Origin of the sequence: Nitrosomonas sp. sh817, from assembly GCF_030908545.1 — a bacterium.
In the GTDB taxonomy this organism is placed as follows: Bacteria; Pseudomonadota; Gammaproteobacteria; order Burkholderiales; family Nitrosomonadaceae; genus Nitrosomonas.
The window spans coordinates 2,807,461-2,834,124 of sequence record NZ_CP133083.1 but is presented as its reverse complement, the minus strand read 5'-3'; the positions used below and the strand labels follow the sequence as shown (position 1 = coordinate 2,834,124).

Annotated in this window: 30 protein-coding genes; 16 read left to right on the top strand and 14 right to left on the bottom strand. The window is 46.5% G+C overall.

What is annotated here, in order from left to right:
- Positions 1 to 3: 3 nt before the first annotated feature.
- From RBH92_RS13415 to RBH92_RS13385, 7 genes are all read left to right on the top strand, one after another.
- On the top strand, positions 4 to 1,278 hold the full coding sequence (locus tag RBH92_RS13415) for a dihydroorotase (protein ID WP_307932503.1): 1,275 nt from the start codon (positions 4 to 6) through the stop codon (positions 1,276 to 1,278).
- 42 nt (positions 1,279 to 1,320) lie between these two features.
- Complete coding sequence (locus RBH92_RS13410; RefSeq protein ID WP_307932502.1) at positions 1,321 to 3,414, top strand: M3 family metallopeptidase; 2,094 nt, start codon at positions 1,321 to 1,323, stop codon at positions 3,412 to 3,414.
- Positions 3,415 to 3,654: 240 nt separating this feature from the next.
- Complete coding sequence (locus RBH92_RS13405) at positions 3,655 to 4,419, top strand: MlaA family lipoprotein (RefSeq protein ID WP_307932501.1); 765 nt, start codon at positions 3,655 to 3,657, stop codon at positions 4,417 to 4,419.
- Between the two features lie 280 nt (positions 4,420 to 4,699).
- Positions 4,700 to 5,851 carry an FAD-dependent oxidoreductase gene (locus RBH92_RS13400; protein WP_307932500.1) on the top strand — a complete coding sequence of 384 codons (1,152 nt, stop codon included), beginning with the start codon at positions 4,700 to 4,702 and terminating at the stop codon, positions 5,849 to 5,851.
- A gap of 58 nt (positions 5,852 to 5,909) precedes the next feature.
- Positions 5,910 to 6,503 carry a septation protein A gene (locus tag RBH92_RS13395; RefSeq protein ID WP_307932499.1) on the top strand — a complete coding sequence of 198 codons (594 nt, stop codon included), beginning with the start codon at positions 5,910 to 5,912 and terminating at the stop codon, positions 6,501 to 6,503.
- A gap of 13 nt (positions 6,504 to 6,516) precedes the next feature.
- Positions 6,517 to 6,819 (top strand): YciI family protein, encoded by a 303-nt coding sequence (locus tag RBH92_RS13390; protein WP_307933975.1) that lies wholly within the window; start codon positions 6,517 to 6,519, stop codon positions 6,817 to 6,819.
- A 151-nt stretch (positions 6,820 to 6,970) separates the two neighbouring features.
- Positions 6,971 to 7,765 (top strand): peptidyl-prolyl cis-trans isomerase, encoded by a 795-nt coding sequence (locus RBH92_RS13385; protein ID WP_307932498.1) that lies wholly within the window; start codon positions 6,971 to 6,973, stop codon positions 7,763 to 7,765.
- Positions 7,766 to 7,804: 39 nt separating this feature from the next.
- Here the strand turns inward: RBH92_RS13385 and alr are convergent, their stop codons facing one another.
- The gene (gene alr / locus RBH92_RS13380) at positions 7,805 to 8,878 is read right to left on the bottom strand and encodes an alanine racemase (RefSeq protein WP_307932497.1); all 1,074 of its coding nucleotides are present in this window, start codon (positions 8,876 to 8,878) and stop codon (positions 7,805 to 7,807) included.
- Positions 8,879 to 9,103: 225 nt separating this feature from the next.
- Here alr and lplT point away from each other — a divergent pair, with 225 nt between their 5' ends.
- Positions 9,104 to 10,378 carry a lysophospholipid transporter LplT gene (gene lplT, locus RBH92_RS13375; protein WP_307932496.1) on the top strand — a complete coding sequence of 425 codons (1,275 nt, stop codon included), beginning with the start codon at positions 9,104 to 9,106 and terminating at the stop codon, positions 10,376 to 10,378.
- A 38-nt stretch (positions 10,379 to 10,416) separates the two neighbouring features.
- Here the strand turns inward: lplT and RBH92_RS13370 are convergent, their stop codons facing one another.
- The 6 genes from RBH92_RS13370 to ispD all read right to left on the bottom strand — a co-directional run bounded on the left by RBH92_RS13370 (position 10,417) and on the right by ispD (position 14,050).
- Positions 10,417 to 11,130, bottom strand: a complete 714-nt coding sequence (locus RBH92_RS13370) for a uracil-DNA glycosylase (RefSeq protein ID WP_307932495.1) — start codon at positions 11,128 to 11,130, stop codon at positions 10,417 to 10,419.
- Positions 11,127 to 11,549 carry a ribosomal protein S18-alanine N-acetyltransferase gene (gene rimI / locus RBH92_RS13365; protein WP_307932494.1) on the bottom strand — a complete coding sequence of 141 codons (423 nt, stop codon included), beginning with the start codon at positions 11,547 to 11,549 and terminating at the stop codon, positions 11,127 to 11,129. Before rimI ends, RBH92_RS13370 begins: the two co-directional genes overlap by 4 nt.
- Positions 11,550 to 11,578: 29 nt before the next feature.
- Positions 11,579 to 12,259 carry a tRNA (adenosine(37)-N6)-threonylcarbamoyltransferase complex dimerization subunit type 1 TsaB gene (gene tsaB, locus RBH92_RS13360; protein ID WP_307932493.1) on the bottom strand — a complete coding sequence of 227 codons (681 nt, stop codon included), beginning with the start codon at positions 12,257 to 12,259 and terminating at the stop codon, positions 11,579 to 11,581.
- 50 nt (positions 12,260 to 12,309) lie between these two features.
- On the bottom strand, positions 12,310 to 12,789 hold the full coding sequence (thpR, locus tag RBH92_RS13355) for an RNA 2',3'-cyclic phosphodiesterase (RefSeq protein ID WP_307932492.1): 480 nt from the start codon (positions 12,787 to 12,789) through the stop codon (positions 12,310 to 12,312).
- 74 nt (positions 12,790 to 12,863) lie between these two features.
- Positions 12,864 to 13,349: a 2-C-methyl-D-erythritol 2,4-cyclodiphosphate synthase gene (gene ispF, locus RBH92_RS13350; protein ID WP_307932491.1), complete on the bottom strand. Its 486-nt coding sequence runs from the start codon at positions 13,347 to 13,349 to the stop codon at positions 12,864 to 12,866.
- Positions 13,346 to 14,050: a 2-C-methyl-D-erythritol 4-phosphate cytidylyltransferase gene (gene ispD, locus RBH92_RS13345; RefSeq protein ID WP_307932490.1), complete on the bottom strand. Its 705-nt coding sequence runs from the start codon at positions 14,048 to 14,050 to the stop codon at positions 13,346 to 13,348. Before ispD ends, ispF begins: the two co-directional genes overlap by 4 nt.
- A 209-nt stretch (positions 14,051 to 14,259) precedes the next feature.
- On the opposite strand from ispD, the gene prfB reads away from it, so the two are divergent.
- The 4 genes from prfB to RBH92_RS13325 all read left to right on the top strand — a co-directional run bounded on the left by prfB (position 14,260) and on the right by RBH92_RS13325 (position 18,601).
- Positions 14,260 to 15,364, top strand: a protein-coding gene (prfB, locus tag RBH92_RS13340; RefSeq protein ID WP_307932489.1) for a peptide chain release factor 2 whose coding sequence is annotated in 2 segments (ribosomal slippage) — positions 14,260 to 14,340 and positions 14,342 to 15,364 — 1,104 coding nt in all. Because the reading frame shifts where the segments join, the coding sequence is not laid out codon by codon here.
- A 123-nt stretch (positions 15,365 to 15,487) separates the two neighbouring features.
- Positions 15,488 to 16,711, top strand: a complete 1,224-nt coding sequence (gene argJ / locus RBH92_RS13335) for a bifunctional glutamate N-acetyltransferase/amino-acid acetyltransferase ArgJ (protein WP_307932488.1) — start codon at positions 15,488 to 15,490, stop codon at positions 16,709 to 16,711.
- Positions 16,712 to 16,729: 18 nt separating this feature from the next.
- Positions 16,730 to 17,596 (top strand): ATP-binding protein, encoded by an 867-nt coding sequence (locus RBH92_RS13330; protein ID WP_307932487.1) that lies wholly within the window; start codon positions 16,730 to 16,732, stop codon positions 17,594 to 17,596.
- A 12-nt stretch (positions 17,597 to 17,608) separates the two neighbouring features.
- A complete protein-coding gene (locus RBH92_RS13325; protein WP_307932486.1) occupies positions 17,609 to 18,601 on the top strand; it encodes a Nudix family hydrolase in 993 nt (330 codons plus the stop codon).
- 143 nt (positions 18,602 to 18,744) lie between these two features.
- Here the strand turns inward: RBH92_RS13325 and RBH92_RS13320 are convergent, their stop codons facing one another.
- Together RBH92_RS13320 and RBH92_RS13315 are read right to left on the bottom strand one after the other, a co-directional pair.
- Complete coding sequence (locus tag RBH92_RS13320) at positions 18,745 to 19,869, bottom strand: DUF484 family protein (protein ID WP_307932485.1); 1,125 nt, start codon at positions 19,867 to 19,869, stop codon at positions 18,745 to 18,747.
- Positions 19,866 to 20,054, bottom strand: coding sequence for a DNA gyrase inhibitor YacG (locus tag RBH92_RS13315; protein WP_307932484.1), 189 nt, complete (start codon positions 20,052 to 20,054; stop codon positions 19,866 to 19,868). The genes RBH92_RS13320 and RBH92_RS13315 overlap by 4 nt, the downstream gene beginning before the upstream one ends.
- Before the next feature lie 355 nt (positions 20,055 to 20,409).
- Here RBH92_RS13315 and RBH92_RS13310 point away from each other — a divergent pair, with 355 nt between their 5' ends.
- Genes RBH92_RS13310 through RBH92_RS13300 form a run of 3 tightly spaced genes read left to right on the top strand, consistent with a single transcriptional unit; the run spans position 20,410 to position 21,697 of the window.
- Positions 20,410 to 20,976, top strand: coding sequence for an RNA polymerase sigma factor (locus tag RBH92_RS13310; RefSeq protein WP_307933974.1), 567 nt, complete (start codon positions 20,410 to 20,412; stop codon positions 20,974 to 20,976).
- Positions 20,973 to 21,344, top strand: coding sequence for a DUF3619 family protein (locus RBH92_RS13305; protein ID WP_307932483.1), 372 nt, complete (start codon positions 20,973 to 20,975; stop codon positions 21,342 to 21,344). Before RBH92_RS13310 ends, RBH92_RS13305 begins: the two co-directional genes overlap by 4 nt.
- Positions 21,326 to 21,697, top strand: a complete 372-nt coding sequence (locus RBH92_RS13300) for a DUF3106 domain-containing protein (RefSeq protein ID WP_307932482.1) — start codon at positions 21,326 to 21,328, stop codon at positions 21,695 to 21,697. Before RBH92_RS13305 ends, RBH92_RS13300 begins: the two co-directional genes overlap by 19 nt.
- A 55-nt stretch (positions 21,698 to 21,752) precedes the next feature.
- On the opposite strand, the gene mnmE is transcribed toward RBH92_RS13300, so the two are convergent.
- From mnmE to rpmH, 5 genes are all read right to left on the bottom strand, one after another.
- Entirely contained in the window at positions 21,753 to 23,108 is a 1,356-nt protein-coding gene (mnmE, locus tag RBH92_RS13295) for a tRNA uridine-5-carboxymethylaminomethyl(34) synthesis GTPase MnmE (RefSeq protein WP_307933973.1), read from the bottom strand.
- Between the two features lie 73 nt (positions 23,109 to 23,181).
- A complete protein-coding gene (gene yidC / locus RBH92_RS13290; protein WP_307932481.1) occupies positions 23,182 to 25,089 on the bottom strand; it encodes a membrane protein insertase YidC in 1,908 nt (635 codons plus the stop codon).
- A gap of 129 nt (positions 25,090 to 25,218) precedes the next feature.
- On the bottom strand, positions 25,219 to 25,428 hold the full coding sequence (gene yidD / locus RBH92_RS13285; RefSeq protein ID WP_307932480.1) for a membrane protein insertion efficiency factor YidD: 210 nt from the start codon (positions 25,426 to 25,428) through the stop codon (positions 25,219 to 25,221).
- The gene (rnpA, locus tag RBH92_RS13280; protein WP_307933972.1) at positions 25,416 to 25,712 is read right to left on the bottom strand and encodes a ribonuclease P protein component; all 297 of its coding nucleotides are present in this window, start codon (positions 25,710 to 25,712) and stop codon (positions 25,416 to 25,418) included. Before rnpA ends, yidD begins: the two co-directional genes overlap by 13 nt.
- A 92-nt stretch (positions 25,713 to 25,804) precedes the next feature.
- Positions 25,805 to 25,939, bottom strand: coding sequence for a 50S ribosomal protein L34 (gene rpmH, locus RBH92_RS13275; protein WP_090721140.1), 135 nt, complete (start codon positions 25,937 to 25,939; stop codon positions 25,805 to 25,807).
- A gap of 234 nt (positions 25,940 to 26,173) precedes the next feature.
- Between rpmH and RBH92_RS13270 the strand changes: the two genes are divergently transcribed.
- Positions 26,174 to 26,650 carry a DUF5658 family protein gene (locus tag RBH92_RS13270; protein ID WP_307932479.1) on the top strand — a complete coding sequence of 159 codons (477 nt, stop codon included), beginning with the start codon at positions 26,174 to 26,176 and terminating at the stop codon, positions 26,648 to 26,650.
- Positions 26,651 to 26,664: the final 14 nt, after the last annotated feature.

Below are 26,664 nucleotides of genomic sequence, written 5' to 3'. Positions count from 1 at the left end.
GCTATGAAAATTCATATTAAAAACGGACGGCTGATTGACCCTAAAAATGGGGTTGATGATATTCGAGATCTCTTCATTTCCAAGGGTAAAATTTTAGCCATTGGTTCGGCACCGGATGAGTTCCAAGCGAATCGCGTCATTGATGCGCAATCATTGATCGTGTGTCCGGGGCTGGTTGATTTGTCCGTGCGTTTGCGCGAACCCGGCCTTGAATACAAGGCAACTTTGGAGTCCGAAATGAATGCGGCGGTGGCTGGGGGTGTGACCAGCATTGCTTGTCCGCCGGACACCGATCCGCCGTTGGACGAACCCGGTTTGGTAGAGATGCTGAAACATCGCGCTAAAAGTCTGAATCAGGCGCATGTCTATCCGATCGGTGCTCTGACGCAAGGATTGAGGGGTGAACGATTGACAGAAATGGCCGAGTTGAACGATGCCGGATGCGTGGTTTTCGGGCAGCCGGATGGTTTGCTGGCTAATTTGCGGATATTGATGCAGGCAATGCGCTATGCGTCGACATTTGAGTTTAGCGTGTGGTTACGCCCCCAAGATATCAGTCTCACGAGTGATGGCGTTGCGCATGACGGTGAAGTCGCGACCCGCTTAGGCTTGCCGACTGTTCCGGTTTGCGCCGAAACAGTCGCCATCTCGAATATTATTCTGCTGACTAGAGAGACGGGTGTCAGAGTGCATTTGTGCCGGATTTCCAGTGCGGAAGGTTTGGCAATGATTCGTAACGCTAAACAACAAGGCTTGCCGATAACATGCGATGTCACGATTAATCATCTGCATTTATCGGATATGGATATCGGGTTTTTTGATTCCAATTGTCATCTGATGCCGCCGTTGCGAAGCTCCAGTGATCGGGATGCATTACGTTATGGTTTGCTGGACGGCACGATCGATGCCATTTGTTCGGATCATGCACCGGTCGATGAAGATGCGAAATTATTGCCATTCGGACAATCCGAGGTGGGTGCGACGGGCGTGGAATTGCTGTTGCCTCTTGCGCTGAAGTGGGGTCAAGAAATGCGCTGGCCGTTAGCCAAGGTTTTGGCCAAGATTACTTCTGAACCAGCCGGAATATTGGGAATAGAAGCCGGTCATCTATCGGTTGGCAGCGCTGCGGATATCTGTATTTTTGATCCGGATCAGTATTGGAAGGTGACTGCGTCGGCGATTTCAAGCCAGGGAAAGAATACGCCATTCATGGGAATGGAATTGCCCGGGAAGATCAAACTTACCTTGGTCAATGGACAAATCGTTTATGAAAACTGATTTTTGTTATTTTTTAATTTTTACTGGATTCTATTAACTCCTATGTCAAATCCATTGCTAGATTTTTCCGGGCTGCCCCGTTTTGCTGAAATTAAGAATGAGCACATTACACCGGCTCTTGAAGCATTGTTAGCAGAAAATCGTGAAGTAATTGAGAGAGCACGAACGGACGGCGGTGTTCCTACTTGGCAAACGTTTGTGCAGCCGGTCGTGAATGCCAATGAACGCTTGTCCCGGGCCTGGGGGCAGGTGTCGCACTTGAATGCGGTCATGAATAGCCCGCAGTTGCGCGAAGTTTATAATGCCAATCTTCCGGCAATTACGCAATTTTATGCCGAATTGTCGCAAGACCTGGCGTTATTCGAAAAGTATAAAAAATTGCGTGCAAGCCAGGAATTCGAGCAATTGCCGCCAGCGCAAAAAAAGATCATAGATAATGAACTGAGAGATTTTCGTTTAGGTGGCGCGGAATTACCGGTTGAGAAAAAGCAGCGGTTTTTGCAAATCCAGGAGGAGTTGTCGAAGCTGTCTTCCGAGTTCAGTGATAACTTGCTCGATGCGACTAATGCTTATTCGTTGATTATTGAAGATGAAGAATCTGTGGCAGGTATTCCTGCCGATGTGTTAGAGGCAGCGCAGCAGCTAGCTGTATCGGATGCCAAGCAAGGCTGGAAATTTACCTTGCATATGCCATCCTACTTACCGGTAATGCAATATGCAGATAATCGTACACTCCGTGAGCAGATGTATCGTGCATACGCAACGCGCGCCAGCGAATTTGATTACCAAGCCGGTTCAGGTAAAGATAATATGCCGCTTATCAATAGAATATTGGAGCTTCGCCAGGAAGCGGCTCATTTGCTGGGTTATGAAAGCTATGCTGAAGTTTCATTGGCTACGAAAATGGCGGCGTCTCCCCAGCAAGTTCTGGAATTTCTGAGAAAATTGGCCGATAAAGCCAAACCCCACGCTATGCGGGATCTGCAAGCATTGCGGGAATTTGCTGCGGAGAGACTGAATCTGACAACACTTGAAGCTTGGGATCTGGCTTATGTTAGCGAGAAACTTCGCGAAGAGCGTTATGCATTTTCTGATCAGGAAGTGAAACAATATTTTCCCGAAGCAAGCGTATTGGCCGGCATGTTCAGCGTGGTGGAGAAACTGTATGGCATCCGCATTACGCAAGCGGATTCATCGCGGAATATCCAATGCTGGCACCCCGATGTTAAATTTTTTGACATTCATGATGCTGATGATCAATTGATCGGTCAATTTTATCTGGATTTATATGCGCGACCCAATAAGCGTGGCGGCGCGTGGATGGATGATGCGATTACGCGCAGGCGGATTGATGGTCAAGAAGCCGGGCAGCAAACGATTCAGATTCCAGTTGCGTATCTTACGTGTAATTTCTCGGCGCCTGTTGCAATCAACGGTCAACTGCGTCCGGCGTTATTTACGCATGCGGAGGTAATCGTTTTGTTCCATGAGTTTGGGCACGGTTTGCATCATTTATTGACGAGGGTCGAGGATCTTGGGGTATCCGGTATTAATGGCGTGGAATGGGATGCAGTCGAATTGCCGAGCCAGTTTATGGAGAATTTTTGCTGGGAATGGGATGTTTTGGCTGGAATGACTCAACATATCGAAACAGGAGAGACTCTTCCCAGAATGTTATTCGATAAGATGCTGAAAGCGAAGAACTTCCAAAGTGGATTGCAAATGCTCCGGCAGATTGAGTTTGCACTATTTGATATGCATGCGCATTTCGACTATGAGCCGCATGGCGATAAGACAGTATTGCAAATGCTCGATGATATCCGCAGTGAAGTCGCGGTGGTTATCCCGCCATCATTTAATCGTTTTCCGAACAGTTTTGCGCATATATTTGCGGGAGGCTATGCAGCTGGCTATTACAGTTATAAGTGGGCGGAAGTGCTATCGGCTGATGCCTACAGTATGTTCGAAGAAACTGCTGCAGATGGTGTGGTCAATGCTTCAACGGGTTCCCATTTTCTTGAGGAAATTCTTGCTGTGGGCGGTAGCCGTTCTGCTTTGGAATCATTTGTTGCTTTCCGTGGACGCGAACCAGAACTGGATGCGTTATTAAGGCATAATGGCATGGAAGTATCTTGAAGCTAAAATGATGCCGTGTTTCGGGGTTATTTAATGGCACTAGCAATTTCATTAAGTATCATAATCCTATTGTCGTATATACATGATGCTTAATGTTTGGTTTAATAATCGCTAATAAATTTCTGAGATTTGAGAAGAGTGATTGGGTGAAGGTTTGAAATACCTTAATATCGAAGCGTATTGAACCTGTTTTATAAATGTGGCAAGATTTGTTGAATTTTTATTAAAAGAAATAAGAACATGACTAATATTTTTCGTTCCAAAGCTGTTGCTATACTTGTTTCTGGTTTATTTTTAAGCGGTTGTGCTTCAATGAAGACAAATGACCAGAGTAGTCCTTCTGATCCTTTGGAGCCGATGAATCGTGCCGTCTTTAATTTCAACGAGAAGGTCTACGACAATGTGTTTGACCCTGCAGTCAGACAGTACAAGAGGATCATGCCGGATCCGTTGGAATTGATGGTAGGAAATTTTTTCTCGAACCTCAATGAAGTAGTCGTGATCACTAACTCGGTTTTGCAATTAAATTATGAAAGTGCGTTGGCTAGTAGCGCAAGATTGCTGGTTAACACTACATTCGGGGTGTTTGGTCTGATTGATATTGCAAGTGATATTAGCGCGGTCAGTGATGTTAATCTGAATAAACGAAATGAAGATTTCGGGCAAACTTTGGGACGTTATGGAGTTGCAAGCGGGCCTTATATTGTGTTGCCTTTCTTAGGACCAAGCTCGGTTCGTGATACATTCGGACTGGCGGTGGATAGCTTCTTTATGGATCCTGTCACCCAAGGGGTAACAGGTGTATTCTTGAATAATGTTAGTTATATCAACTCACCAGCATTACGCTTCCCAGTTGCAACAGCACGGACATTCAACAATCGTGCGGAATTCCTTGAACAAGACAAGACACTCGAAGAAGCTGCTTTAGATAAATATGAGTTTATCCGAGATGCCTATACTCAAAGGCGAGCAAGTCTGGTTAAAAACAGTGAAGAGGATAAGTAACGAAAATATCTTGTAAACTTTGAATGCAATTATCCTATGTGTATTCAAGTTTAATGGATTGGAAACAAGGCACACTGGTTACTGGATAAATCCAAAGAACCAGTGTGTTTTGTTTTTTTAGGTTTAGTAAAAAATCATAGAAAGTCCCAATGCAGTTTTGTGATTTTCTTGATACAAAATCAGTTAATGATTTAACGTACTAATAGTATTGTATTGGTAGGAATGAGAAAAAGAGGTTCTAAAAGCCGGGCTTCTTTGGGAATGTTGGAGAAATGGGTAAATGTTTAAGCAGATAGTGATTGTTGGAAGTGGATTGGCTGGTTATGGGGTGGCGCGGGAGCTTCGCAAGCTCGATGCCGAGATACCGATATTAATGTTATCAGCCGATCATGGTGGTTTTTATTCCAAGCCAATGTTGTCAAACGCTCTGTCATCAGGAAAAACTCCAGATACGCTGTTAAATAGTGATGCTGCTCAAATGGCTGCACAGTTAAAAATTGTAATACGCCCTTACTGTCGAGTCGCAGCACTTGATCATCTAAAAAAAGAGTTGATTTTAACTGATGGTGAAAACATCCTTTACGACCGGCTGGTTTTAGCATTAGGCGCGGATCAAGTGCGCTTGCCGTTATCAGGTAGTGGTGCGGGAAAAGTTTTGACAGTTAACGACTTGGATGACTACAGAAAATTTCGCGCAGAATTAGATGGAAAAAAAAGAGTCAGCATTATTGGCGCGGGTTTGATCGGATGTGAATTTGCAAATGACTTGGCTTTAACCGGTCATCACGTGGATGTGATTGATATTGGCACTCAACCGCTCGGGCGTCTTTTACCCCCTGCTAGTGGAGTTTTTATGCAAAAAAGACTTGAAAATGTCGGCGTTTTTTTTCATTTGAATACCTCGACTAACTCGATTGATCAAGTGCAGGAGCATTTGTGTTTGACTTTGGCAAATGGCAACTCTATAGAGTCGGACGTTGTCTTATCAGCAGTTGGATTGCGTTCACGTACCCAACTCGCGGCAGCAGCAGGGATTCCGGTTAATCGGGGGATTGTGGTGAACAGATTTCTGCAAACGCAAGTGAATGATATTTATGCTTTAGGTGATTGTGCTGAAGTTGAAGGCAAGGTGTTGCCGTTCGTAATGCCCATTTCTCATGCCGCTAGGGCGCTTGCTGCAACGCTTGCGGGGCAGCCAACGTCTGTTCATTATCCGGCAATGCCAGTTATTGTGAAAACTTCGTCATGCCCGGCTGTGGTTTCGCCGCCGGACTTTGGTGTTAATGGCGCATGGAATGTGGAAGAAGATGAGAACGGCATTAAAGCGCTTTATGAAGACGATACCGGGAATTTAATCGGATATGCATTATTGGGCGAGGCAACAAAAGAAAGAAACAGTTTGACTGCGCGATTGCCTGCTGTATTGCAGTAAGACGGATTTACACTGTTATTCACTGATTGCTTCTGATATCAATTGATGGTTGGTGCTGATGAAACTCTTGTTTGATCTATTTCCAGTTGTATTATTTTTCTTAGCTTATAAGCTTCACGATATTTTTGTAGCGACCGCTGTTGCAATAGCTGCAACTTTTGTGCAAATCGGCTGGCTCTGGATACGCCATCGCCAAATTGAGAAAATGATGTGGATAAATTTGGCAGTAATTATGGTATTTGGCGGTGCAACCTTAGTTTTTCAAGATGAAATGTTTATTAAATGGAAACCGACAGTTTTCTACTGGCTGATTGGGTCGGTGTTGTTCATATCCAATTGGCTATTCAGTAAGAATCTGATCAAGGTGGCGCTTGAGAAACAGATGGTATTGCCAGCGGCCGTATGGAATACCCTTAATTTGAGCTGGATTGTTTTTTTTGCAATCATGGGTTGTGTCAATCTCTTTGTCGCATTTAATTATTCTTTAGATACCTGGGTTTCTTTTAAGCTTTTTGGAGCAACCGGTTTAATGCTTGTTTTTATAGTGGCGCAAATAATTTTTTTGGGGAAATATCTAAAAGACACAGCGGTATTGGTAGTTGAGAATACGGATAATGCCGATGACGGAAAGACGAAATCGAAAATCGAGTGAGTAAAAAATAATGATGTTATATATGATTAACGGAGAAGATGTGCCGGATAGCCTGGAAAAACGAATGACGGTACGTTCGCAGCATTTAAGCAGAATTCAGGCATTACAGGAAGAAGGCCGGTTAATTTTAGCCGGTCCATTTCCGGCAATTGATAGCTCAGAACCCGGGCCTGCGGGTTTCTCGGGTAGTCTGATTGTAGCGGAGTTTGAATCTTTGGAAGCTGCGAAAGTCTGGGCAAACGCGGATCCTTATGTAAGTGCGGGAGTGTATCAGAGAGTGACTGTTAAGCCCTTTAAAAAGGTGTTGCCAGGTTAAATCTTAATCAGTGTTGCTTTTTCCGGGGAATCAAAATACTTATGAAGATAATAGGTTAGGTAAAGATTCACGTGCATTCGGTTAAGGCGTATACTTTCTGCGTATCATGTTTTGAAGAATAATTTTGTTTAATTACAGTAGAGGAAATTCCATGCGTTTGATGAGAGTCTTACAAATAATAGTAACCGGTTTTTTAAGCCTTATCGCCATATCAGCTCACTCTCAATCGGGCGGGGTCATGGCTAAAGTTAATGGTATTGCGATTCCGCAAGCGCGTTTGGAATTGATGGTGAAGGCGAATGTAGCACAGGGACAGCCCGATGGGCCTGAAATGAGAAAAGCGCTGCGTGAAAATTTGATTGCTGAAGAAATCCTGGCTCAGGAAGCTGTTAAAAAAAGATTGGATCTGGATCCGGAGGTCATATCGCAACTAGAAATCGCCCGTCAGGCAGTATTGGTGAGGGCGTATCAAGCTGACTATATCAAACACAATATTGTCAGTGACGATACCCTGCGCAAGGAATATGAGATGCTCAAGGTGCAGATGGGCGATAAAGAGTATCGAGCGCGCCATATTCTTGTCGGTAGCGAAAGTGAAGCGCTGGATATTATCGCTCAGCTTAAGAAGGGTGCTAACTTTGCTAAATTGGCCGAGCAAAAATCACTGGATGACGGCAGTAAAGAAAATGGAGGTGAACTTAACTGGAGTCCGCCGGCTGCTTATGTCCGGCCTTTTTCTGAAGCGTTGGTGAAATTATCGAAAGGGGGAAGAACGGATTTACCTGTTCAAACTTCATTTGGCTGGCATGTGATCGAATTAATGGATATTCGTCCGATGGCAGTACCGCCGTTTGAGGAAGTTAAACAGAATATTCAACAACGTGTGTTACAACGTGAATTTGCAACGGTTGTTCAAGATTTGCGCAGCAAAGCGAAAGTGGAATAATTTTTTTGTTGCTATGGGTTGAATGGATTCGGGGTGTTTCTAACGCATCATTTTCCTTTTAACCCTTGGCGCAACCGCACAAAGTAGCTCATAGCTGTTCGTGTTGGCATAGTGAGCTACTTCATCAACAGGCAATCCCTCACCCCACAAGATTACCGCACTATTCAGCCCTGCATGTTTGATATCTGTGAGGTCCACAGCGATCATATCCATGGAAACTCGTCCTAATAACCGGCTGCGTTGATCATTGATTAATACCGGTGTATTTGTGGGTGCGTGTCGCGGATATCCGTCGGCATAGCCACAGGCCACAATTCCGATACGCATCGGACGATCTGCTTCGAAGAGAGCGTGATATCCGACTTTATCGCCGATCTGTAAATCATGAATCGCAATAATTTTGCTCGAAAGTGTCATCACCGGCTTTAGCCGAAGTTCGGATGCGGTTTTATCCGGAAAAGGCGACGAGCCGTATAACATGATTCCAGGCCGTACCCAGTCGGATTGCGTTTCGGGATAGCGGACGATTGCCGCAGAGTTTGAGACTGAACGAGGGTAATGATAATCCCGGGTAATAGAAAGAAAGCTTTCAAACTGCTGGATAACGCTTCCTTTTTCCGAAGGAACATCCGCGTTCGCAAAATGCGTCATTAATGTCAGACTTTTGGCGCATTGACTATCGATTAATTGCTGGATTATCAAAGAAAATCGATCGGGAGTCAGACCAAGGCGATTCATCCCGGTATTGATTTTCAGGAATATGTCCAGCGCATGCTTCGATTTCGTTAGCATGGCAACTTGTTCTTCGTGGTGAATAACCGCGCTCAATCGATAACGCTGAAATTCTGCTATTTCTTCGGTCGAGAAAAAGCCTTCCAGAAGAAGAATGGGGCGCTGATAACCTGCTTCTCGTAATGCGATCGCGGCATCCAGTTCGAGTAGCGCAAAGCCATCCGCATCATTGAATCCACTCACAGCCGAAAATAATCCATGTCCGTAAGCGTCCGCTTTTACGACAGCCATGATTCGCGCTTTCGTTGCATATTGACGGGCAACAGCTAAATTCTGACTGAAAGCGGAAATATCAATTGTGGCTTGTATTGGACGCGGCATCGATTTAGAAAGATAATTTATTAAGCCAGGATATAACGATCGTAACCTTTATTTGGTGCACCAAATATTCTTTGAAGCGTTGATGCGATGATATTCGGCATTATGTGCTAATCTCACGGACTAAATTACGGTAAGTGGCTAATACTATCACTCTGACCGGTTTCATGGGGCAGTTCAATTGGTAATTAACGTATCTTGAATAAAGCATCAAAATAGGGAAAAAGTTTGGAACGCGGTTTTTATACAATCATGGCGGCGCAATTCTTCTCATCGCTGGCCGATAACGCGCTGCTGGTTGTGGCGATTGCATTGTTAATTGATTTACATGCTCCAGCCTATTTAACACCGATGCTTAAGTTTGTTTTTGTGGTGTTTTACGTCATTCTCGCGCCTTTCGTCGGCGCTTTCGCAGACTCGATGCCGAAAGGGCGGGTAATGTTTGTCAGCAATACCATTAAAATAGCAGGCTGCGGTTTGCTATTCATCGCGATGAATCAGTACTTTGCATTGGCATCCTATGCGGTTGTAGGTCTGGGAGCGGCCGCGTATTCCCCCGCCAAATACGGCATATTGACAGAGTTATTGCCGCCTGAAAAATTAGTGATTGCGAATGGTTGGATTGAAGGATTGACAGTAGCCTCGATCGTATTGGGGACGGTTTTAGGTGGCGTGCTGATCACACCGGTAGTGTCCAATATGTTGTTGGAGTTTGATTTCCCGATGATTGATACGGGTATCGATAATGCTTTGGAAAGCAGTATTCTCATCATTGCTGTTATTTACGCCATAGCGGCGGCATTTAATCTGTATATCCCGAATACCGGTGTCGATCATCGAATTCCCAAAAAAAACCCGCTCTATCTGGTTCACGAGTTCAGTCATTGTATAAAGTTATTATGGACTGACAAACTCGGTCAAATATCGCTTGCGGTAACCACCCTGTTCTGGGGAGCCGGAGCAACATTGCAATTTATTGTGTTGAAATGGGCCGAGGTAGCGATGGACTATCCGTTGAACCAGGCCGCGCAGCTGCAAGGTGTGGTGGCTTTGGGTATTGCCGCCGGTGCTATCCTGGCCGCTAAGTGGGTTTCATTAAGGCAATCTGTGAAAGTGATTCCATTGGGAATCGCGATGGGTATTGTTGTGACCGTGATGATTCTTGTCAGGGATTTATGGATTGCGATTGTACTGCTGATGTTGATCGGTGGTTTGGCCGGTTTTTTTGTGGTGCCGATGAACGCGTTATTGCAGCATCGCGGGTATATTCTGATGGGCGCCGGACACTCTATCGCCGTACAAAATTTTAATGAAAATTTAAGTATCTTGGTGATGTTGTCACTCTACGCATTATTGATTTTCTTCGAAGTACATATCTATATTGTGATCGCAGCGTTCGGTTTGTTCGTGTCAGTCATGATGACTTTGATCAGGAGATGGCATTTATCGAATCAAAGTAAAGAAGACTCACTGCATTTGATCGGTACGAGAAAAATTCACTAACTTTATCGCAATTAACCCATTACTTGGGTCGAGAAATATTATTTCAATGATTGCATTGTCGCATTTGCAAAACACAAATCCTTCCATGCTTTTGCTTTTTCCGGCAGCGATCGCAGCAAATAAGCCGGATGATAGGTAACAATCAGCGGGATGTTAGAAAAATAATGTACTTTTCCGCGCAGGCTTGAGATGCTGTCGTCGCATTTGAGCAGGTTTTGCGCAGCGACCTTTCCCAATGCGACGATGAGTTTTGGCTTGATTAATTCTATTTGACTTATGAGATAGGGCTCACACTGCCGGGCTTCGTTTAGACTGGGATTTCTGTTACCAGGCGGGCGGCATTTGACGATGTTGGTGATATAGACGTTATCGCCTCTTTTTAACCGGATCGCCGCCAACATTTGGTCGAGCAGTTTGCCGGCTTGTCCGACAAAAGGTTCGCCGGTTTCATCTTCTTTTGCGCCGGGACCTTCACCGATAAATAACCAATCGGCGTTTTCATCGCCAACACCGAAGACAGTATGCGTTCTGGTTTCGCTTAATTGACAGCGGAAACAATCGGTAACTGCCTGTTTTAACTGAAGCCAAGCCGCTTGGTCGGATTCTTTGCTGGATTGATTATCTTCGGCTGAATAAAGCACGCTGGAGGATTCTTCCTGTGATCGCGCGTTCCGCTCTGAATGATTCGATTTCTGCCGCCATACCGGCAGCAAGTTCAACTCTTTGAAGCTATGCGTGCGCCTGTCATTCATAACAATAATTGCATGACGCGCGCATCTTCGCGCCCGCACATTGCCGGGTAGTAGCCTTTACGCGTCGCGATTTGCTGAAAGCCCATTTGTTGATAGAGCTGAGCTGCGCCAAGATTGGATTCTCTAACATCCAGCAGGATCGATTTTGCATTCATGTTGCGGGCGCTTTGTATGAGGTGCTGCAGCAATTTTTTTCCGAGGCCTTTTTTTTGCCAATTTGCCGCGATTCCTAATGTGAGGATGTGAGCTTCATCAGGACTCATCATCATGATCCCATAACCCACTATCGTGTCAGCTTGCTCCATGACCTGACATAAATAACCCGCGTCAATTGAATCCGAGAAATTACCGGGCGACCATGGGAAAAGAAAAATTTCCCGTTCGATCAGGATGATCCGATCCAGATCAGCTGGATGCATTACCCTGATTTCAAAGGCTTGTTGCAACGTCATACTTTCCGCTCATTTTCTGTTAATGCAACTTTATTACGGATATAAACAGGGCTTGCATCAGCAGGATGCAAGCGGATACCTTCGCCGAATTGATAACAAGCCAGTTGCACGACTTCCGTGGCGTGAGGGTGAAATCCGCTGTGAATCTGTTGGATAGTATCACAATAAATCGCCGTCAATTTTTGGCGATAAACATCGAAGCCGCTGCCGCATGCTATCCACGCGTTGCCTGGTAATAAAGGTGCGTTATCCGGCGAGCACAGCATGGGAGGGCTGATAATTTTCCAATTACAGTTGGAAATTTTTTGATACGCGGCATGATAAATTTCTCCCATGCGAGCATCCAGCGCTACGACGGCAAATGGCGCCGCTGTTTTCTGCGCTAGCGCTTCGAGGGTATTAATCCCAATGATGGGCAGATTGGCGGCATATGCTAAACCTTGTGCGACGCCGCAGGCGATGCGCAAGCCGGTAAAGGAGCCTGGGCCGGCGCCAAAAGCGATTCCGTCGATTTGGTGTAAGTTTAACGCCGCATTGGCCAGTAATTCTTGAATCATCTCTAACAGTATTTCGGAATGTCGTTGCCCCGCAAGGATTTCGTTTGCGAGAATTCTGTCATCCGACAGCAATGCAACGGAACAGAATTCCGTCGAGGTTTCAATGGCAAGGAGTTTCAAGGCCAGTGCTCGCTAGAATGGATAAAGTTGCAAAAACGTACATGCGGAAGCTATTTCAGGGGCCAATGTGCGAGAGAGATATAATCGGCTCCCTCCGGGCCGGATTTCGACTGTACCAGGTGCCATTGACCGATAGACCACAAAACCGGTTTCATCGGTTGGTTATCGATGGGGCGAAAGGCTTTTCTGATAAGCGTGATATGCGGTTTGTAGTTACGGTTATCAAATAAAAATCCCGCTTCCGTCAGCGAATTCTTAAGTGATTCCACCAGCACGAACAATTCGTCAGGATAATGCGATGCTCCAGCAAAAACGATTTGGTTGTGTTTCCAATAACTGATTTTATTGAGTTCCAGCTCGAATCTCTTCACAGAAATTTTTTTCATCGTTTCCAGCAATGTATCGATGCGATCCATGTTTGTGTCGCCGAGAAATAGCAGTGTGAGGTGAACGTGATGCGCCTTGATGACTCGTCCGCCGCACATTGCCTGGATTTCCTCGGCTTCCCGGATCAGTTTCTTTTGAGTCATTTTATTTGGAAAGGCGGCAAAGAAAATCCGGCGCGATTGTTTTTCCGGTACGTTGCCATTACCCAGCACGCTGATTATTGTGCCCGAGTGATCAAACAGACAACTTCAACGGCGATACCTTCTTTACGTCCAAGCGCTCCCAAGTTTTCCGCTGTTTTGGCTTTGATGTTGACGTTGCCGGTGTGAGTCTTGAGATCTTGTGCAATGTTGTGCCGCATGGCAGGGATATAAGGCGCCATCTTGGGGGCCTGGGCGATAATGGTCGCATCCAGGTTGCTGAGCGTATAATGATCGTTTTCCAGCAAACGGTATGTTTCGCGAAGCAATAAGCGGCTATCAATGTTTTTGAAGCGGGGATCGGTATCGGAGAAGTGCTGACCGATATCGCCTAGAGCGGCAGCGCCCAGCAGCGCGTCACAAATCGCATGTAAGAGTACATCCGCATCCGAATGACCCAGTAATCCTTTTTCATGCGGAATCGTAACACCGCCGATAATCAGTTGGCGTCCTTCAACCAATTGATGCACATCATAACCTTGTCCTATCCGTATTGCGTTCACTGACTATTCCTTTGCTGTAAAATTAATTCCGCTAATGCCAAATCATTAGGGTAAGTGACTTTGAAATTGTAAGAATCACTCGCAACAAGCTTGGGGCGAAGTCCAATGGCCTCAACCGCGCTGGCATCATCCGTGATTTGTGTATTTGCCGCATTTTGCAATGCCTGGGCCAATAGACCGTAACGGAACATTTGAGGTGTTTGCGCTTGCCACAGATGCTCTCGAGGCTCGGTGCACGCCACCCGGTTTTCTTGATTGCTGCGTTTCAGCGTGTCAGCGACTGGAACGGCGAGTAATCCTCCCACTGCATCATCCGCCAATTCATCAATTAATTTGTCGAGCTGCGATCGCGATAAACATGGACGGGCCGCATCATGCACGAGAATCCAATCCTCTGGACTGATGCCAAGCGCATGCTGCGCGGCGGTCAGGCCATTAAGAACACTGGCTGCCCGCGTATCGCCGCCGCATTTAAACACACGCAATTTACCGGAGAACTCAGACCAATCGTATTTATCCCACTCGGAATCGCGGGGGGCAAGTACAATCAAAACATCAGCGATCGACGGATTCCTGCATAGCGTATTGATTGTATGATAGATCATCGGTTTGCCGCTCAGTGGTAAGTATTGTTTGGGAACATCGTTACCCATCCGGGATCCCGAGCCTGCTGCCGGGATTAGTGCGAGGAACTTCGACATGGCGGAATCTTCAGGGAAAACCGGTTAATGAAATAATTGAGTTATTGGCAATCGAAGGACTTATTATATTTTTTTTTGGTTTGCCATGGTTTGGAATTTATTATGGATGCTCTGGAAAGGTTAAACGGGATTTGTCATGCCGGAAGCGCGGTTGCCATATTGAGAATTTGTAACGGGTATAATGCAGGCCTTTTAGTGAGGTGAATTTTATGGAAGCTGAACGTATTAATGCATTATCGAATCAACTCGCGGATCTCGGTGACCGGACCAAAGAATTACGGAGGTTTCTTTGACTTCGAGAACAAGCAGACAAGACTGAGCGAACTGTCATTATTGCTTGAGGATCCGGCTATCTGGAACGATAGCAAGCGAACCGAGGAGATCGGACGCGAGAAAAAATCATTGGAAGACACCGTGCTTAATCTGGAGTCCATCGATCAGCAATTGCAGGATGCGCGGGAATTGTTTGAGCTGGCCAAGTCGGAAGAAGATGAGCCGGCGCTTGAGAGTATTGCGGTTGATGTCGGGAATGTAGAAAAAGCCGTCGCAGGCTTGGAATTCAGGCGGATGTTTTCCGGCCCGATGGATCCGAGTAATTGTTTTCTCGATATACAATCCGGTTCCGGTGGAACGGAAGCGCAAGACTGGGCGGCAATGCTGGAACGTATGTACCTGCGCTATTGCGAGAGGCAAGGGTTGCAAGTGGAGGTCATGGAAGAATCACCGGGAGATGTCGCCGGCATCAAAAGCGCAACGTTAAAGGTGACTGGCGACTACGCTTACGGATATTTACGCACGGAAACCGGGGTGCACCGTTTGGTGCGAAAATCACCTTTTGATTCCGGTAATCGCCGTCATACCTCGTTTGCGAGTGTGTTTGTGTATCCGGAAGCGGACGATAATATCGAAGTTGAAATTAACCCCGCCGATTTAAGGATCGATACATTCCGTGCTTCGGGAGCAGGGGGGCAGCATATCAACAAGACGGATTCGGCCATTCGTATCACGCACAATCCGACCGGGATCGTAGTTCAATGCCAAAGCGGGCGTTCGCAGCATCGCAATAAGGCGGATGCGCTGGCGATGTTGAAATCACGGTTGTATGAAGCGGAATTGCGTAAACGCAATGAAGAGAAACAAGCGGTGGAAGAATCCAAAACGGATATTGGCTGGGGTCATCAAATTCGATCGTACGTTTTGGATCAATCGCGAATCAAGGACTTGCGCACCAATGTCGAGGTTGGAAATACCCAAAGCGTGCTGGATGGCGATTTAAATGGTTTTATCGAAGCGAGCTTGAAGCAGGGTGTTTGATAAAGTTTGCCTGGATCACTGATAAGTCGCTAGGTGCGAGATAAGCCGCAGTTTATGAAATTCTGAAAATCCGGCAAAGATACGGTAGCATAGCGGCATTCTAAACACCGCAAAGATTTTACTATGCCAGTTAATATTCCCTCTTTATCTCCTGAACAATTGTTGCCCGTTGCGGGTGTAACGCTTGGCATTGCCGAAGCCGGTATCAAGAAACCCGGGCGCAAGGATTTGTTGGTGATGGCATTGGCCGAAGGCGCCCAGGTTGCCGGTGTGTTTACACAGAATCGTTTCTGCGCGGCGCCGGTGATCGTGGCAAAGCGGCATCTGGCGCAATCGGTGCGGGCGTTGGTGATTAATACCGGCAATGCCAATGCCGGTACCGGAGAACCGGGCATGGTTCATGCGCAAACGACCTGCGCGGCATTGGCCAAACTACTCAATCTAGCTCCGCAACAGGTGTTGCCGTTTTCAACCGGCGTGATCATGGAACCGTTGCCGGTGGAACGGATTATCCAAGGATTGCCTGCTGCTGTGAGGGATTGCAAAGCAGATAACTGGTTCCATGCCGCGCATGCGATCATGACCACCGATATCGTGCCGAAGGCGGCGTCAAAGCAAGTGCAAATCAAGGGCAAAACCATCACGGTTACGGGTATTGCTAAGGGTTCCGGCATGATCCGCCCGAACATGGCGACGATGCTCGGCTATGTTGCGACCGATGCGGCGATCACGCAACCGTTGTTGCAGAAGCTGGTGCAGCACGCAGCGGATCGCTCTTTCAATCGCATCACCGTGGATGGCGATACCTCGACCAACGATGCCTTCATCGTTATCGCAACCGGAAAAGCGGGTAATAAAGAAATTTTCAATCCCCATACTGAAGAATTCTGTTTGCTGCAGGATGCGATTACCGAGGTGGCGGCAGAGCTTGCGAGAATGATCGTGCGTGACGGCGAAGGCGCAACCAAATTCATTACCGTGCAAGTCGAAGGCGGCAGAAGCAAGGACGAGTGCGCTAAAGCGGCTTATGCAATCGCGCATTCGCCGCTGGTCAAAACCGCCTTTTTTGCGTCCGATCCGAATTTGGGCAGAATCCTCGCGGCGATCGGTTATGCCGGGATTGATGATTTGAATGTCGACGGTATTCAACTGTATCTGGACGATGTGCTGGTGGCGGAAAAAGGCGGCCGGGCAGCGGATTATCGCGAAGAGGATGGTCAGCGCGTAATGAATCAAGCTGAAATCACCATTCGTGTTGTGCTGAATCGCGGAAATGCTTCGACCACGGTATGGACCTGCGATTTCTCCTATGATTACGTGAAGATTAATGCAAGCTACCGCAGTTGATGGTTGGTAGAAAATACGATGAGTGATTGGGATAAATGGTATCAGCGCGCGAACCAATTATTGGATCGTTTGGAAGCGTTTTTGCCGCAAACGGCTCCGGAACCGGATTGGCAGGCATCGGCGGCTTTTCGCTGGCGGCGCCAGGGGAATTCCGGGTTCATCGAAGCAGTGACGCATCCGCACCGTATTGCGCTCGAAGCATTACGCGGCATTGAACGGCAAAAGCGCCGTATCGACCAGAATACGCGGCAGTTTGTGCAAGGCTTGCCGGCGAATAATGTGCTGCTGACCGGCGCGCGCGGCACCGGTAAGTCATCGTTGATCAAGGCATTATTGAATCAGTACGCGACAGACGGTTTGCGTTTGATCGAGGTGGAGAAGCATCATTTGGTCGATTTGCATGATATCGTGCAAAAGATTTATCAACGTCCGGAGCGGTTCATTTTGTTTTGTGACGACTTGTCGTTTGAAACCGACGAGCCCGGGTACAAAGCGCTGAAAGTGGTATTGGACGGCTCGATTGCGACGGTTTCCGACAATGTGCTGATTTATGCGACATCGAATCGCCGCCACATGGTGCCGGAATTCATGCGTGACAATCTCGACACGAAGCATATCGGCGAGGAAGTGCATCCGAGCGAAGCGATCGAAGAGAAGATTTCACTGTCGGAACGCTTTGGCTTATGGGTGTCGTTTTATCCGTTTAATCAGGATGAATATCTGGATATAGTGCGGTACTGGCTGGGTTATTTCGGCATAGCCAGGATGACCGGACGAGCTCGCACCGAGGCATTGCAATGGTCGATTGAACGCGGTTCGCGCAGCGGGCGGGTAGCTTGGCAATTTGCACGGGATTTCTCCGGGCGGCAAAAAACGCGGCATTAGCGGCGGAAAAGTATGGAAGTTAGTGTTCAGGCGGTTATGCATGCAACTCCGGTCGTTGAAGTTGTTGCCGCAGTGATAATACAAGCGGATGGACAGTTCCTGCTGGCGCAACGGCCGGAAGGAAAGGTTTATGCCGGTTATTGGGAATTTCCCGGCGGTAAGGTAGAACCGAGTGAATCGCCGATGCACGCGCTGGAACGCGAGTTGTGGGAGGAGCTTGCGATCCAGGTCCGGCTTGCTTATCCATGGATCACGAAAGTTTTTGAATACCCGCACGCGACGGTCCGGTTGAATTTTTTTCGCGTGGTGGCGTGGGAAGGCATGATGATACCCAGAGAAAACCAGAGCTTGTGCTGGCAGCTGCCGCAACAAGTGACAGTCGCTCCGGTTTTACCCGCCAACGATCCGATTCTACGGGCGCTGTCACTGCCACCGGTTTATGCCGTTACGAATGCTTCCGGAATAGGTATTCAACCGGCTTTGGACAAGATCGAACGAGCACTGTCGCAAGGCGTACGTTTGTTGCAAATCCGTGAAAAACAGATGGCGAAGGCGGAATTAAAGAAATTTGCGGGGGATGTGTTGTCGATGGCGCATCGTGCGCAAGCAAAAGTTCTGATAAATGGCGATCTGGCGTTGGCGCGCGAGCTTGGCGCGGATGGCGTGCATTTGACTGCATCGCAACTGATGGCTTTGCCGTCTCGCCTCGATCCGGATGATGGATTGTGCGGTGCGTCTTGTCATAATAGTGAAGAGCTTGTTGCTGCAGAACGGCTGGGCTTGGATTTTGCCGTGCTGGGGCCGGTGCAGCCGACTTTGACGCATCCCGGTATGCCGCCCTTGGGTTGGCGCAGGTTTGCTGCCTTGATTCGCGGCTATTCGTTACCGGTTTATGCGCTGGGCGGATTATGTTCAGCCGATCTGGCAATAGCGCAAGAGTTTGGTGCGCACGGGATTGCGATGATGCGCGGAATTGGAGAGTCGAATGAGTCCGCGTTTCCTTAGGGAAGCGCTGATTAATTGGCTATACGAACGAATCACTTCGTTGCGCGGTACTCGCTTTCCCGCCTATCTTGTTGATATGTCTCGGTCGCTTTGTGCCGTGCGCCTCGTGCTTTATCTCGTTCGCCGAATTAATCAGAACTCCCTTAGAGAATGCGGTTGACGTAAACCGCGACCTGGTTTCTGCCGCCTTCCTTGGCTTCATAAAGAGCCTTATCTGCGCTATCGAGCAAGGTTGAGCAGATAAAATCCACATCATGTTGCTGCGCGGTTAACAATCCTCTCAGACTGGCCATTCCGATTGAAATGGATACCTTGAATTGTTTATTCAGAAAACTCATGGGTGTGGAACATATTGCCAGACGCAAGCGTTCCGCGATTTCGTGCGCTGCCTGCAAGGTGGTGGAAGGTAACGCGACAACAAATTCCTCGCCGCCATAGCGCGCTACGATATCGCACGATCTAACTTGTTCTTTGATCAGGCTGACCATTCGCCGCAGTACCAAATCACCGGTTTGATGCCCATAGGTATCGTTTATTTTCTTGAAATAATCGACATCGAGAAACATGCAGATCAGATCGTCGTCCCAGCGTACACATCGGGCGATTTCGTCTTTAAACCGCAGATCAAAGTAGCGCCGGTTGTATGCTTGCGTGAGTACATCCTGATAACTGATTTCCTTCAATCTTTGTTGATTGAGGCAATTCTCTACCGCCACTGCCGTCATCGCCGATAATTTCTGCAGAAACAGTGTCCCAACGCCTTCTTGGTAACGATGCGGATCATGGCTAAGCATTAATAACGCACCGATGACTCGATCGCTGCGCAGCAGAGGCAAAAATGCAGCGCTTCGAATTTGATTCTTGGCTTTCAGATTGGCGATCATCCATGGGTATTTTTTGAGCGCATCCACTCCTAGCAAGGGACGGTTTACCAGCGATTGGATGATTTCCGCGTCTTTTAAGGTATCGAGTATCTGTAGCTTGTTTTCAAGTTGTATGCGCACTTCTTCATCCCGGTCAAAAAATAATCGTTCAGTGTCTTTATGATGATCGATGAGGCATAACACCACATCCAATAGCTGAAAACGGGAAACAATCTGAGACAACAACAAATCGCGCAATTGTTTGGGTGTGCTGGCGCCGATGATTTCAAAACCAAATGTTTCATATAACTCTTGTTTCTTTTCATTGGCTCTGGCCTGCTTCAGCAGTTGATCCAGCTTGCGCTGAAGTTCCCGGTTCTGATCGTAGATTGATTCATTCATCATGTCGACTCAGTGCCTGTGTTATCTTCGGGATTGGTTTGAGAATCCGGAACGCGGTACGATTCTTGTGCCCATTGCGACAGATCGTTTATCTTGCAGCGTTCGGAACAGAATGGCCGGAAAAGGCTGGAAGTTTCCCAAGCGACAGGCTTACCGCATTGCGGGCAGTTAACGATGCGTTGTTGCATGGTAGCAAACCTTTAGGTTGGTTGGTAATCGCGGCTTTTCCTTGGGGAAACACAGATTACTTACCTGCGTCAGCGATTTGCTGCGTTGGGCGGCATCCGGAAGCTCACTGATCTTTATGAAATGTCTCATTTCCTTGATTTGACTTCATCCGACTTGCATCTCGTTTTGGATACCGATTTATTCTGCATTTCCTTGGATTTATTGGAGAAAAACTTTCAAACTAATAGTCATGAACCCTTGGGGTGAAGAAATGACGGGTTTATGAAGTAATTTATCACCCATTTTACAAAAATTTTACATTGATTATTTTAAACTTTTACACATGCGTTTTATACATTCCTAAAGGTTGCTATCCTGGCTACTCGACAAGAACTTTCAGATTTTCTGGCTGCAACCGAGAGGCGCGCCTATAAGCAAGCCATATTTGCGGTTCATGATGAGCAGGCTGCATTGGATATCGTACAGGATTCGATGATGAAACTGACTGCGAACTATGCTGGACGGCCCGCTGAGGAGTTACCGCTGTTGTTTCAACGCATTCTGCAAAATACCATTCGCGATTTCTACCGCCGGCAAAAAATCCGCACGCTTTGGACCACGCTCTTTTCTGCGTTCACGCCCAAGGATCAGGATAAGAATCAGGAAGAGTTCGACATTCTCGAAACGCTGCAAGTTAAACAAGATTCCAATGACCCGGAAGCTCAAATTGAGAAAACACAGCTCATTGCGCTAATTGAGGAGTCGCTTCAAATTCTCCCGCCTCGTCAACGCGAAGCCTTTATATTGCGTTATTGGGAAGAAATGAGTTTAGCGGAAACGGCTATCATTATGAAATGTTCGGAAGGAAGTGTTAAAACACATTGTTCCCGTGCAGCTCATTCTTTAGCTACAATACTCAAAGCAAAAGGAGTGGAATTATGAACGAGCATGAATTTGGGAAGAAAGTTGTCACGCTGTTGGATCAAAGTACCAACGAGACCATAAAGCAAAGTACTTTGTACCGGCTGCAATCCGCTCGCCGGGCTGCATTGGAACAATGTGAACCTGAATCATTGAAGTTAATCAATTCCGGCCGTGGCAATTCGGTATATGGAAGGTCCGGTGGTCATCATGATGCCGGGAAGTTGTTATTATTATTGACCGTCCTGTTTATAATGATGAATGTTTTTCTTACGCAATTTTTTGAACACGATAATAACATGGCTATTGATGTTCAAATCTTGGCTGATGAATTGCCGGTTGATGCCTACATAGACAATGAGTTTGAGGAATGGCTGGATATCGATTAATAGTACTCTGCGGTTTGTATTTGTTTTTTACTTTAGAGGCTGTTGCTGAACCTAGCAGACCGCGGTGGAAAGAGTTAACTATTCAGCAGCAGAAAATTCTGGAACCGCTGGCGGAATTCTGGGACGATATGGAATCCGCCCGGAAGAAAAAGTGGTTAGGCGTTGCAAGGCGCTATCCTAATATGAATCCGATTGAACAACAGCGCGCTCAATCACAGATGCAAAGCTGGTATTTATTAACCGCTGAGCAGCGAAAACAGGCAAGAGAACGATTCAGGAAGTTGGAGCAATTGCCTGTTCAAAAACGTCAAGAGATCAAGCAGCGCTGGTACGAGCAATTACAGCATAATTAAAAGAATACTCTAAATCCCGGTATCGCAGGGAACGGTTTTGTGCAAAGGCTTTTTTCTATTTTCCTATGCAAAAGCGGGAAAAAATTTCACCCAATAAATCGTCGGCAGTAAATTCTCCGGTAATGGATGATAAGGCACCTTGCGCGAGCCGTAATTCTTCTGCAAGGATTTCCAGTTGATTTTCCCGCATAGTCACTGATTGTGCATTCGTAACATGTGTTTGGGCCAGCTTCAAAGCTTCGAGATGACGCTGTCTGGCCATGAATAAACCTTCTCCCGCATGATTGAATTGCCACCCCGCCAGATCCAGTATTTTCTCGCGCAGCAGGTCGATTCCTGCTCCGGTTTTCGCGGAAAGATAAATAATGAGTCCATTTTTCAGTTCATTAACTTCAGGCTGCTGGTGAATTAAGTCAATTTTATTGAATATCGTGATTTGCGGTTTACCGCTTGGAAGAAACTGCTGAATCGGATCCGCGGAATTGATCGGACGCTGATTAATGTCGATCAAGTAAAGCACCATATTGGCACTGTGAATTGCGGCATGCGTGCGTTCGATACCCTTTTGTTCGACAATATCATGGGTTTCTCTGAGTCCGGCTGTATCAATGATATGAATCGGGATTCCGGCGATGCTAATGGTGCGCTGAATGGAATCACGGGTCGTGCCGGGAATGTCGGTGACTATGGCTGCTTCTTCTTGCACTAACTGATTAAGCAAACTCGATTTTCCTGCATTCGGGGCTCCCACAAGCGCGATCCGGATACCTTCCTGCAACATGTTTCCTTGCTGTGCTGACAGCGTTATCTGCTCCAGTTTTTGATGAATTTGCACCAGTTTTTCGTCAATTCCCAGGGCATCCAAGTTCTCGGTCTCATCTTCGGGGAAATCCAGAGTTGCTTCAATGAGCATGCGCAGCGTAATCAGTGCGTTGACTAGCTCGTGTATCTTGGTTGAGAAATTACCTTGTAAAGAGCCCATCGCACACCGGGCGGCTTCGTTTGTGCTGGCCTCGATAATGGCCGCAACACTTTCAGCTTGAACTAAATCAATTTTATGATTGAGATAAGCCCGGAGCGTAAATTCGCCGGGTTGCGCTAAACGCGCTCCGGCTGCAAGACAATTTGCAAGCAGTAAATTCATCACAGCGGGGCCGCCATGACCTTGCAGTTCCAGCACATCTTCACCGGTATATGAATGGGGCGCCGGGAAGTAGAGCGCAATGCCTTGATCAACGATGTGGCCTTCAGTATCCAGAAAATTGCTGAAACTGGCGAAGCGTGGTTTTGGAAGCTTACCGAGTATTACTTTGGCAAGTGTTGTTAGATCCTTGCCAGAAATGCGAATTACCCCGATTCCACCGCGGCCGGGTGGAGTTGCAATGGCGGCAATGATTTCAGTGCTAACGATTAAATGACTCCGGAGACTGCATCCGCAAAAAATAAGGCCGGTTATTCAGAAGATCAACCGGCCATGCAGAGTGCTATTTTTTTCTGGTTTTCCTGGCCGGAGTCCCGCTTTTAGCTTTTGCCGGTGCTTTGGTTTTTGTGGAAGCTGCTGCCGGTTGAGGTTGTTGCTCCACTTTTTGTTCGGTGCTGACAGCCGTAGTTGTTTCCGCAGAACCTTCCTTTTCCACAGTAGCAGTCAAAAGAGGCTTCTCGGAAACCGGTTCAGGCTTACCCTTGCCTTTCTTCTTATCTTTATCCTTGCTGGCATCACTTTCTGCTTTATTTTCATACATGCGGGTGATTTGCCATTGCTGGGTGATCGATAGAATATTGTTACACAGTGAATAAAGTACTAATCCTGCTGGAAAGAAGAAAAAGAAAATACTGAAAGCAAACGGCATGATTTGCATGACTTTCGCTTGTATCGGATCGGTCGGAGTGGGGCTGAGTTTCGATTGTACCCACATTGAGATCCCCATGATTACCGGTAAAACATAATAGGGATCCGGTACCGACATGTCGGTTATCCACAGCGCAAGCGGTGCGTAGCGTAGCTCAACAGCTGCCATGAGTGTCCAGAACAACGCGATGAATACCGGTATTTGCACTAGAATCGGTAAACAACCTCCCATGGGATTAATTTTCTCTTCTTTGTAGAATTCCATCATGGCCTGATGCATGCGTTGCCGGTCACTGGCGTATTGCTCGCGAATGCGTTGCAATTTGGGTGTTACAACCCGCAGTTTTGCCATCGAGCGATAACCGGCGGCGGATAATGGAAAGAACAGGAGTTTGACAGTAACGGTCAAGAGGATAATTGCCGCCCCCCAGTTATCTGTCCATGAATGATAAAAAGACAGTAACCAAAATAGCGGTTTAGCCAGTACGGTTAACCAACCGTAGTCCACAGTCAATTCAAGGCCCGGCGATAACTCAGCCAGTTTGTCTTGTTCTTGTGGACCCGCATAAAACGGTATCGAGATATTCTTGACCTGATCCGTTTCAATTACGCCAACGGGTACAATCACACCCGCTGTGTATTGGTTGGGCGCCAGTCGCTTGGCAAAATATTCACGGGGTGTATTAGGCGTCGGCAGCCAGGCTGTCAGAAAATAATGTTCCAACATGGCAATCCAGCCATTATCGTCATTATTCGGATACTCCGCTTTTCCTTTATCCAAATCGGAAAATTTAATTTTCAGGAATTTTTCGGAATCCGTATACATTGCGGGACCAGTGTAAGAGTGAACCAATGCACCGGCTCCCGCTGGTTCGTTTGCGTCCCTAAGCATTTGGAAGTAGGAAAATGGAATAATCGCAGATCCGCTATGGTTGGCAATTTCAAATTCAACATCAATGACATAGCTGCCGCGATGAAAGGTATATAGCTTCGTTACTTGGATGCCATTTTCTTCAGGTGCCTTCAGGCGCACTACGATTTTATCTTGGCCAGGTTCCAACTGATAGCTGTCAGATTCTGCCGAGTATTTGGTTTTATGATTAGGTAATCCATCGCCGATTAACCCCGATTGGGAAACCTGGAATCGTGCTGTTTTGTCTAGCAATAACTCATAGGGCTTATTGATGTCTTCCCTGGAGGGATGCAAGATCAAGCCGAGCTGACGGATATCGCCACCCGCTGTATCAATTTCAGCGACAACCATATCGGTTTGTACTTTAATTTTCTCGCCGATACTAAACAGATTGGGTGTTACTGACGGATTGACGCCTTCCACTTTGGAAGCCGCGCCGGATTCTGCCGTTGCAGAAGTTAGTTCATCACCTGGCACGGGTAATGGATCATGATGCTGGTTAGTAGCACTCGAGGTTGCTCCAGGCATTGCTTGCGAGGCTGGAGGATAAACTTCTTTCTGCCATGAGTCCCACAAAAAAAGTAGTGACGTAGAGAAGATGATAATTAATATAAGTTTTCTTGTTTCCATTATTTCTAATCAAGTTGTTTTTCTAGCACAAACATCATATAAAGTGATTGTTTCAGCATCGAGAAAATGAATATTTTTTATTGTCCAGATTTTATCTCAATAATTTTGATGGCGTGATCGGGGAAATCGTTATGGTACAGGTTCGTAACCGCCTTTACTCCAAGGATTACATCGCAGGATGCGCCATACGCTTAAACGTGTTCCTCGCAAGAAACCATATTTCTTGTATGCCTCCCGAGCATATTGGGAACAAGTTGGACTAAAGCGGCATGAGGGTGCGAAGAAAGGACTGATGCAGTACTGATAGAATTTAATCAAGGCAATAACTAATCGTGACATCGCTGTAATTGAAACATTAATAATTGCATTTCGGAGACCAATTCCATGGATTCATTTTTGCTTAATGAACGCCTTATTCGGATTACCCAATCCAGTGTTTGACTGCCTGACTCAGACCGGTGCTTCCGGAAAGTTTCGCGTAATATTCGCTTAATCCGGTTTCTTTTGACCGCATGCCGTTCAATTTTCTTAGAAACTATTAATCCAAACCTCGCGTAGCCCAATCCGTTCGGTTTTGCGTAAATTTGAATTAAATTCCCGTTGACTTGATGCTTAAAATTAATGACCGCAGCAAATTCCGTTGCACGGCGTAGTTTGCATCGCTTTAACAGAAAGTGATTCTTAATAAAAAAATATAAAAAAATTTAACAAGCAATTAAACACTGAGGCGAGCACGCCCTTTTGCCCGGCGAGCGCGAATCACCGCAGCGCCGCCACGCGTTTTCATGCGAACTAGGAATCCGTGTGTACGCTTTCTTTTTGTAACTGACGGTTGATAAGTACGTTTCATTTTTTTCTCATAATTTAGTCAATATAGAACCGCATATTAGAACTTGTTATAGCGTTCGATGTCAATTTTTTTGTTGAAAAGACAGTAAAAAGTTTGTTGCAATGCTCAACATGCAGTTTTACACTGACACCTTTCATATTACGCTGTATTATTTATATATTGTTTCTTAATTAAAAACAACGTTTTGATATATATGAGATGCATATAAGTTCGAGATGTTAAAAGGAGTGATACATGGCAGATTCGATTGCAGTTTTAAATATTCGAGGGCAGGATCGGCGTCAAGAGATGCCTTTTTTTTGTGCCTATCATTTGGGGATCAGGAGCGGCCGGAGGACTGGCGAGCGCCGGATAACTACAAGGGGGAAACCGGTATATGTCGATCGTTATGCCAGCCATTTAATGCTGTGCGCCATTGCGGTACTTTTCTTGAGCGCCATGGATGCATTCCTTACACTCAATATTCTTGCTAATGGCGGTAAAGAACTGAATTGGTTTATGGAAGTTTTAATCGAAGATAGTACAGAAAAGTTTGTGGCCTTTAAGCTTGCACTCACGTCATTGGCGCTTGTCATGCTGATAATTCATCATGAAGTCCATTTGTTCAAGGGTATTCGAGTGCGGCATATTAATTATTCGGTTCTGGCCGGTTATGCGATTCTGATTGGCTATGAATTGCATCTGATTGTACTGGCAATGAGTGGTTATTAAAAGAATCATCATGT

What these genes read in the sequence shown, in the direction of transcription:
- RBH92_RS13415 (WP_307932503.1), top strand. Translation starts at nt 4, where the DNA reads ATGAAAATTCATATTAAAAACGGACGGCTGATTGACCCTAAAAATGGG.
- RBH92_RS13410 (WP_307932502.1), top strand. Translation starts at nt 1,321, where the DNA reads ATGTCAAATCCATTGCTAGATTTTTCCGGGCTGCCCCGTTTTGCTGAA.
- RBH92_RS13405 (WP_307932501.1), top strand. Translation starts at nt 3,655, where the DNA reads ATGACTAATATTTTTCGTTCCAAAGCTGTTGCTATACTTGTTTCTGGT.
- RBH92_RS13400 (WP_307932500.1), top strand. Translation starts at nt 4,700, where the DNA reads ATGTTTAAGCAGATAGTGATTGTTGGAAGTGGATTGGCTGGTTATGGG.
- RBH92_RS13395 (WP_307932499.1), top strand. Translation starts at nt 5,910, where the DNA reads ATGAAACTCTTGTTTGATCTATTTCCAGTTGTATTATTTTTCTTAGCT.
- RBH92_RS13390 (WP_307933975.1), top strand. Translation starts at nt 6,517, where the DNA reads ATGTTATATATGATTAACGGAGAAGATGTGCCGGATAGCCTGGAAAAA.
- RBH92_RS13385 (WP_307932498.1), top strand. Translation starts at nt 6,971, where the DNA reads ATGCGTTTGATGAGAGTCTTACAAATAATAGTAACCGGTTTTTTAAGC.
- alr (WP_307932497.1), bottom strand. Translation starts at nt 8,878, where the DNA reads ATGCCGCGTCCAATACAAGCCACAATTGATATTTCCGCTTTCAGTCAG.
- RBH92_RS13370 (WP_307932495.1), bottom strand. Translation starts at nt 11,130, where the DNA reads ATGAATGACAGGCGCACGCATAGCTTCAAAGAGTTGAACTTGCTGCCG.
- rimI (WP_307932494.1), bottom strand. Translation starts at nt 11,549, where the DNA reads ATGCATCCAGCTGATCTGGATCGGATCATCCTGATCGAACGGGAAATT.
- thpR (WP_307932492.1), bottom strand. Translation starts at nt 12,789, where the DNA reads ATGACTCAAAAGAAACTGATCCGGGAAGCCGAGGAAATCCAGGCAATG.
- ispD (WP_307932490.1), bottom strand. Translation starts at nt 14,050, where the DNA reads ATGTCGAAGTTCCTCGCACTAATCCCGGCAGCAGGCTCGGGATCCCGG.
- argJ (WP_307932488.1), top strand. Translation starts at nt 15,488, where the DNA reads ATGCCAGTTAATATTCCCTCTTTATCTCCTGAACAATTGTTGCCCGTT.
- RBH92_RS13330 (WP_307932487.1), top strand. Translation starts at nt 16,730, where the DNA reads ATGAGTGATTGGGATAAATGGTATCAGCGCGCGAACCAATTATTGGAT.
- RBH92_RS13325 (WP_307932486.1), top strand. Translation starts at nt 17,609, where the DNA reads ATGGAAGTTAGTGTTCAGGCGGTTATGCATGCAACTCCGGTCGTTGAA.
- RBH92_RS13320 (WP_307932485.1), bottom strand. Translation starts at nt 19,869, where the DNA reads ATGATGAATGAATCAATCTACGATCAGAACCGGGAACTTCAGCGCAAG.
- RBH92_RS13315 (WP_307932484.1), bottom strand. Translation starts at nt 20,054, where the DNA reads ATGCAACAACGCATCGTTAACTGCCCGCAATGCGGTAAGCCTGTCGCT.
- RBH92_RS13305 (WP_307932483.1), top strand. Translation starts at nt 20,973, where the DNA reads ATGAACGAGCATGAATTTGGGAAGAAAGTTGTCACGCTGTTGGATCAA.
- RBH92_RS13300 (WP_307932482.1), top strand. Translation starts at nt 21,326, where the DNA reads ATGGCTGGATATCGATTAATAGTACTCTGCGGTTTGTATTTGTTTTTT.
- yidC (WP_307932481.1), bottom strand. Translation starts at nt 25,089, where the DNA reads ATGGAAACAAGAAAACTTATATTAATTATCATCTTCTCTACGTCACTA.
- yidD (WP_307932480.1), bottom strand. Translation starts at nt 25,428, where the DNA reads ATGTCACGATTAGTTATTGCCTTGATTAAATTCTATCAGTACTGCATC.
- rpmH (WP_090721140.1), bottom strand. Translation starts at nt 25,939, where the DNA reads ATGAAACGTACTTATCAACCGTCAGTTACAAAAAGAAAGCGTACACAC.
- RBH92_RS13270 (WP_307932479.1), top strand. Translation starts at nt 26,174, where the DNA reads ATGGCAGATTCGATTGCAGTTTTAAATATTCGAGGGCAGGATCGGCGT.